This window comes from Salinivibrio sp. MA427, from assembly GCF_001996115.1.
In the GTDB taxonomy this organism is placed as follows: domain Bacteria; phylum Pseudomonadota; class Gammaproteobacteria; order Enterobacterales; family Vibrionaceae; genus Salinivibrio; species Salinivibrio costicola.
Window position 1 is genome coordinate 1 of sequence record NZ_MUFH01000179.1, and the last position, 5852, is coordinate 5852.

The 5852-nt window shown below is 49.7% G+C and carries 5 protein-coding genes, 1 tRNA gene and 2 rRNA genes; 5 read left to right on the forward strand and 3 right to left on the reverse strand.

Annotated elements, in window-relative coordinates; all coding sequences use genetic code 11:
- From BZG79_RS11040 to BZG79_RS11050, 3 genes are all read left to right on the forward strand, one after another.
- Nucleotides 1-396 (forward strand): 23S ribosomal RNA (locus BZG79_RS11040); the annotation flags it as partial.
- Between the two features lie 315 nt (nucleotides 397-711).
- Nucleotides 712-827, forward strand: a 5S ribosomal RNA gene (gene rrf, locus BZG79_RS11045).
- A gap of 199 nt (nucleotides 828-1026) precedes the next feature.
- Nucleotides 1027-1103 (forward strand) — tRNA-Asp (locus tag BZG79_RS11050).
- A 228-nt stretch (nucleotides 1104-1331) separates the two neighbouring features.
- Here BZG79_RS11050 and BZG79_RS11055 read toward each other — a convergent pair.
- The 3 genes from BZG79_RS11055 to rdgC all read right to left on the reverse strand — a co-directional run bounded on the left by BZG79_RS11055 (nucleotide 1332) and on the right by rdgC (nucleotide 3978).
- Entirely contained in the window at nucleotides 1332-1586 is a 255-nt protein-coding gene (locus BZG79_RS11055; RefSeq protein WP_021022889.1) for a YfhL family 4Fe-4S dicluster ferredoxin, read from the reverse strand.
- Between the two features lies 1 nt (nucleotide 1587).
- On the reverse strand, nucleotides 1588-2934 hold the full coding sequence (gene yegQ / locus BZG79_RS11060) for a tRNA 5-hydroxyuridine modification protein YegQ (protein ID WP_021022890.1): 1347 nt from the start codon (nucleotides 2932-2934) through the stop codon (nucleotides 1588-1590).
- Between the two features lie 135 nt (nucleotides 2935-3069).
- Nucleotides 3070-3978 (reverse strand): recombination-associated protein RdgC, encoded by a 909-nt coding sequence (gene rdgC / locus BZG79_RS11065; RefSeq protein WP_199877746.1) that lies wholly within the window; start codon nucleotides 3976-3978, stop codon nucleotides 3070-3072.
- A gap of 40 nt (nucleotides 3979-4018) precedes the next feature.
- Between rdgC and BZG79_RS11070 the strand changes: the two genes are divergently transcribed.
- A complete protein-coding gene (locus tag BZG79_RS11070; protein ID WP_242414167.1) occupies nucleotides 4019-5374 on the forward strand; it encodes an exonuclease SbcCD subunit D C-terminal domain-containing protein in 1356 nt (451 codons plus the stop codon).
- A gap of 3 nt (nucleotides 5375-5377) precedes the next feature.
- Nucleotides 5378-5852: AAA family ATPase (locus BZG79_RS11075; RefSeq protein WP_199877744.1), on the forward strand; the 475-nt coding region annotated here is incomplete at its 3' end.

Sequence of the window (5852 nt, forward strand, 5' to 3'; positions counted from 1 at the left end):
GCTCATCACATCCTGGGGCTGAAGTCGGTCCCAAGGGTATGGCTGTTCGCCATTTAAAGTGGTACGCGAGCTGGGTTTAGAACGTCGTGAGACAGTTCGGTCCCTATCTGCCGTGGGCGTTGGATGATTGAGGGGAGCTGCTCCTAGTACGAGAGGACCGGAGTGGACGAACCGCTGGTGTTCGGGTTGTGTCGCCAGACGCATTGCCCGGTAGCTAAGTTCGGCACAGATAAGCGCTGAAAGCATCTAAGCGCGAAGCTGGCCCCGAGATGAGTCATCCCTAGAGCTTCGAGCTCTCTAAAGGGTTGTTCTAGACTAGAACGTTGATAGGCAGGGTGTGTAAGCGCTGTGAGGCGTTGAGCTAACCTGTACTAATTGCCCGTGCGGCTTAACCATACAACACCCAAGAGGTTTTGGGTTGGACTTAAAATAAAGCCAGTTGATTGTGGCGAGAACGAAACAGCTTTCTAGATNCATCCCTAGAGCTTCGAGCTCTCTAAAGGGTTGTTCTAGACTAGAACGTTGATAGGCAGGGTGTGTAAGCGCTGTGAGGCGTTGAGCTAACCTGTACTAATTGCCCGTGCGGCTTAACCATACAACACCCAAGAGGTTTTGGGTTGGACTTAAAATAAAGCCAGTTGATTGTGGCGAGAACGAAACAGCTTTCTAGATACGTGTTTTGACTGAAAAGTGAAGACACAYCAAATTTTGCTTGGCGACCATAGCGCTTTGGACCCACCTGAYYCCATGCCGAACTCAGTAGTGAAACGAAGCAGCGCCGATGGTAGTGTGGGGTCTCCCCATGTGAGAGTAGGACATCGCCAGGCTCTCATTGCTTATCTTKTTGATAGCTCGATGCTTTTGATATCTGCGATGCTCATGTATTGGCATACACTGCGCGTCTCGATTCAAAATCCTCATCGCATCAAACAAGATAATCTAATTAGAGCTTAATATTGGGCTTTAGTTAGCAAATTAAGCATCAAAGCAATTAAGTGTAAGACTTTGATGAGACAGAATTGGTGCGGAGTGGTAGTTCAGTTGGTTAGAATACCGGCCTGTCACGCCGGGGGTCGCGGGTTCGAGTCCCGTCCACTCCGCCACTACTTAGAAGCCCTAGCTGAAAAGCTGGGGTTTTTTGCGTTTAAGCCCTGAGTAAATAGCTGCTTATGTTAACCCCTAGGGTACCAATTGCGACATGTGCGAGCCTGAGTGCCTGAACGTAACCCCTTCATATTAGACTGTCATCTATTACTGTTAAGCACTTAGCGTTAGCTAATCGTTGTAGATGATGCAGACATAAAAAAGCGCCTTGCGGCGCTTTTAATGGTTTAGGCCATGCCTTGGATGACCACAAACTTTTCTAGGAGCTGATCCTCGGTCTCGACATTATCGGGATCGGTGATAATGCACTTGGAGATCGGGCAAACCGACTGGCACGTCGGTTTGTCGTAATGGCCTTTACACTCGGTGCATAAATCGGGCTCGATCTCAAAGATCTCGGAACCCATCGAGATGGCCCCGTTGGGACACTCGGGCTCACACATGTCGCAGTTTATGCATTTATCGGTGATGAGTAGTGCCATATTACTTACCCGATGGGTTACGCGTATCTTGGCCTGATTGTAGGTTACGCATCAGTAGCGCGTACTCTAGATCCATATCAGCGGGCACGGGAATAAACACGAAATGGCCGCTGCCTTTGGCATCGTCGATCGCTTCTGATTTGCGGTTTTCCATCGCCTCTAAGGTGAAATGCACATTGCCGCGTGGCGTCATTAGCTCCATGCTGTCACCGAGCATAAATTTATTCTTCACTTCCACTTCGGCCAGATCGCCTCGACGCTTGCCAGTGAATTCGCCGACAAATTGCTGCTGCTCAGAAATCGAGTAACCATAGTCGTAGTTTTGATAGCTATCGTGGGTATGACGGCGCAAAAAGCCTTCGGTATAGCCTCGGTGTGCAAGGTTCTCGAGGGTATTCATCAGGCTCTCATCGAATGGTTTACCGGCCACGGCATCATCAATGGCTTGGCGATACACCTGTGCTGTGCGTGCGCAGTAATAGAACGACTTAGTACGGCCTTCGATTTTGAGCGAATGAACGCCCATTTGCGTAAGCCGTTCAACGTGCTGAATGGCGCGCAAGTCTTTTGAGTTCATGATGTAGGTGCCGTGCTCATCTTCGTATGCCGCCATTAACTCACCGGGACGTCCACCTTCTTCGAGCAATACTACGTCATCAACCGGCTCGCCTTTACCAAGTGTGGGAGTCACTTCTTGAACTTGTACCACCTGGCCAGCATCGTCTTCTTTGCCTTGATGGACTTTGTAGTCCCAGCGGCAAGCATTGGTGCAGGTACCTTGGTTTGGATCGCGCTTATTAATATAGCCTGATAGCAAACAACGACCAGAATACGCCATACAGAGCGCACCGTGAACAAACACCTCAAGCTCCATTTCAGGGCAGTGTTGGCGGATGTCTTCGATCTCTTCCAGTGATAATTCACGCGATAAGATCACACGCTCAATGCCTTGTTGTTGCCAAAACTTAACCGTGGCCCAGTTAATCGCATTAGCTTGCACGGAAAGATGAATCGGCATATCAGGAAAATGTTCGCGGACCATCATGATAAGGCCAGGATCCGACATGATCAGCGCATCAGGACCCATATCAATGATAGGTTTAAGATCACGAATAAAGGTTTTAAGCTTTGCGTTGTGCGGCTGAATGTTGCAAACCACGTAGAATCTTTTTCCCTGCGCATGGGCTTCGTCGATCCCAATTTTTAGGTTGTCGTGGTTAAATTCATTGTTGCGCACACGCAGGCTATAGCGTGGTTGACCGGCGTAAACAGCGTCAGCCCCGTAGGCAAACGCGTAGCGCATGTTCTTTAGGCTACCGGCGGGAGAGAGTAATTCTGGCGTCAACATAATTCCAAGCTTGAGTCTGAGTGTAAGTCAGGCACCTTCACGTTGAAGGTGAGTGTGGGCGCCATTTTACTGTGACATTGCCCACACTACCAGCCGAATTTACCTAATCTTTGTAAGGGTTAATACGGTAAAAGATTAGTCGGTTTTCAGTCCGCCTAGCGCGGTAAATATGCCATCGAGCAAGGTGTCGAGCTCACCACACATGAGTGATAAATCTGCATCAAGGCGAGCAGCGACATCTTCGCGGTCAATATCGGCGTTTTGATCGCGGATTTCCTCTGAGAATTTGAGCCGCTTTAGGCTAAGGTCGTCGCCAAGAACGAAGTGAACTTGCTCTTGCCAATCCATCGATAACTTAGTGACTTGTTTGTCTGCCTCAAGGTGCGCTTGGATTTCATCACTGGTGAGATCTTGCTGCTTACATTTGATCACCCCACCTTCTTCGAGTAGCGCTTTAAGCTCGGCCTCATCACCGAGGTGGAAGCCTTGTGGGGCTTGGCCTTGCTTGACCCATTCTGTCATCGCTTGCTCGGTTGGTGTTTCCGTTTCAACCGGCACCACGGGCAAACTGCCAATCGATTTACGTAATATGGCGAGCAGCTCTTCCCCTTTTTTAATGCTTGCCGCATCAACGAGGATCAAGCCTTTATCGGCCATAATCAGCGCACACATCTGGCTTTGGCGAGTAAACGCACGTGGTAATAGCTCCATGACCACATCGTCTTTTAAGCTGTCTTTCTCGCGCTTTTTCAAGCGTTGACCCTGCGCTTGCTCCATAGCGTCCACTTTTTCTTCCAAGGCATCTTTAATGACCGAGGCAGGTAAGAGCTTTTCTTCTTTGCGAGCGCGGATCAGAATATTGTTACCGCTGATATGGGTGAGCATATCGCCGTGTTTACCCAACGCATGATCCCAGCCAAATTTTTGCATGTCTTGGCTGCCACACGGGGTAAAATCGAATTCTTTCAGCTGGCTTTCCAACTGAGCAGGATCGAGAGGAATATCACGGGTGAGACGATAGACGAGTAAATTCTTAAACCAAATCATGGCGAGGCTTTATCCATCCTGTTGTGAGAAAGGCAACATGGTATTGCATTCACTCTCGAATGTCGCTGCAATTAGCGTAGAATTTAACCCAACTCGCGTGTTGTGCGAGATGCACTTGCCGAACGCTCAAATAAAATGGATTACCCCAGCTGTGTTAAAAATCATTCATACCTCCGACTGGCACCTTGGTCATCAGCTTCACGGTTACGATCGTCAATATGAACATCAAGTCTTTCTCGATTGGCTCAAGCAATGTCTCATTGATGAGCAAGCCGATGCATTGTTAGTGGCCGGTGATGTGTTTGATACGGCGAATCCACCGGCAAGCGCATGGCGGATGCTGTATCGCTTTTTAGCCGACATAGCAAAAGCGTTGCCCCATTTAAATGTGGTGATCACCGGGGGAAATCATGATTCACCTAGCAAACTCGACGCCCCACATGAGCTTCTAAAAGCCTTTGATTTACACTTAATTGGTGCCATTGCCCGCGATAATGATGGGCGTTTAGACACCGAGCGCATGATGGTACCGATCACTGATAACAGTGGCGAGACGGCAGCATGGATACTCGCGGTGCCTTTTTTACGCAGTGGTGATTTGCGTACTGAAGGGTTGGGAGAAGAGGATGATCGTCTCATCGAAGGGGTTCGACAGGTTTATCAGCAAACCGAACAATCGGCGCGCGCTAAGTGCACGCAGATGCAAGCATTGATCGCGATGGGGCATGTATATATGGCCAGTGGTGAATTATCTGAGATGTCAGAGCGGCGTATTCTAGGTGGTAATCAGCATGCGCTGCCCGCTGATATTTTCAGTGACGATGTGGCCTATGTCGCGCTTGGGCATTTGCATTTAGCTCAGCAAGTTGCCAAACAAACACGGATTCGTTATTGCGGCTCACCGCTTCCCCTATCACTGTCAGAGCGCCATTATCGGCATCAAGTGTTGGCCGTTACATTAGAAGGTAACCAACTGCAGAGTGTGACGCCTCACATTGTCCCGCGTGCCGTGGATCTCTGGCGGGTGCCAGAAAAAGCTGCGCCACTTGACACTGTGTTAGCGAGCTTGGCAGCGTTGGCGCCGCAAGATTTGCCGCTCGCTCAGCAACCCTTACTCGATGTGCCTGTGCTGTTAGATAAACCACAGCCGATGTTACGCGAGAAGATTTTAGCCGTGCTTGAGGACAAACCTGTGCGTCTGGCAAAGATTACGCCGCATTATCGCGAGACATCCCAAGATACGGGCTTTCGCCAGCAACACCTTTCCGACGTAGAACCGTTTCAGGTATTACGTCATGGCTGGCAACAAAAATATCAAGGTGAGCCGGATGAGGCGTTATCGGCGACGTTTTCTCACTTATTGGAGCAATTGGAACAGGACGAGGACCAATAAATCATGAAAATTCTGGCATTGCGTGGCGAGAATTTAGCCAGTATCCAATACCCGTTTGCGTTGGACTTCTCCCAAGGCCCACTCGGTGATAGCGGTTTGTTTGCCATCACGGGGAAAACGGGCGCAGGAAAATCGACGCTTTTGGATGCGATTTGTTTGGCGCTCTACGATAAGATCCCGCGTTTTCAATCCAATAAAAAACACGATGCCGATATTGGTTTGGGCGACCCGGCAACCCGAGTTAAAGCCAATGACGTTCGGAGTATTTTGTCTCGAGGCAAAGGCGAAGGTTATGCCGAAGTCGACTTTCTTGCCCATGATGGCAGCCGCTGGCGTGCACATTGGTCGGTGCGTCGCGCGCGAGGAAAAGCAGATGGTCGGATCCAAGCCAGTGAGCACTGGTTACAAAACCTGACCACAGACCAGCGTATTGCGGGCAAAAAACAAGAAGTGCTGAGCGAGATAGAGCGTCTAGTGG

Coding starts and splice junctions, on each gene's coding strand:
- BZG79_RS11055 (WP_021022889.1), bottom strand. CDS start 1,586: ATGGCACTACTCATCACCGATAAATGCATAAACTGCGACATGTGTGAG.
- yegQ (WP_021022890.1), bottom strand. CDS start 2,934: ATGTTGACGCCAGAATTACTCTCTCCCGCCGGTAGCCTAAAGAACATG.
- BZG79_RS11070 (WP_242414167.1), top strand. CDS start 4,019: ATGGTATTGCATTCACTCTCGAATGTCGCTGCAATTAGCGTAGAATTT.